The organism is Chryseobacterium sp. SIMBA_028 (assembly GCF_046535285.1).
Lineage (GTDB): Bacteria > Bacteroidota > Bacteroidia > Flavobacteriales > Weeksellaceae > Chryseobacterium.
The window spans coordinates 1-277 of the sequence record NZ_JAWRWZ010000208.1 but is presented as its reverse complement, the minus strand read 5'-3'; the positions used below and the strand labels follow the sequence as shown (position 1 = coordinate 277).

At 28.5% G+C, this 277-nt stretch carries 1 protein-coding gene; it reads left to right on the top strand.

Annotation, left to right across the window (positions count from 1 at the left end):
- A partial coding sequence (locus SCA31_RS23175) for a helix-turn-helix domain-containing protein (RefSeq protein WP_410699378.1) occupies nucleotides 1–277 on the top strand: 277 nt, incomplete at both ends.

Here is a 277-nt window from a genome sequence, read left to right as displayed (position 1 = left end):
AATATTCTGCCGAAATCATTGAAGAGATCAAAATCAAACTGAAAATTTTTGTAGAGAAAAAACAATTTTTAAATAAAAATCTAAAACTTCCTGATGTTGCAGTAATATTGGGCACCAACCGTACGACACTATCTTATATTTTAAATGATCATATGAATGTTTCATTTCCTGATTATATAAAATTGTTGAGAATTAACTATATCACCAATCTGATGCTTACAGACAAAAAGTATCTCAATTATAAAATTGAAAGCCTTGCAGAAATGTGCGGTATGTC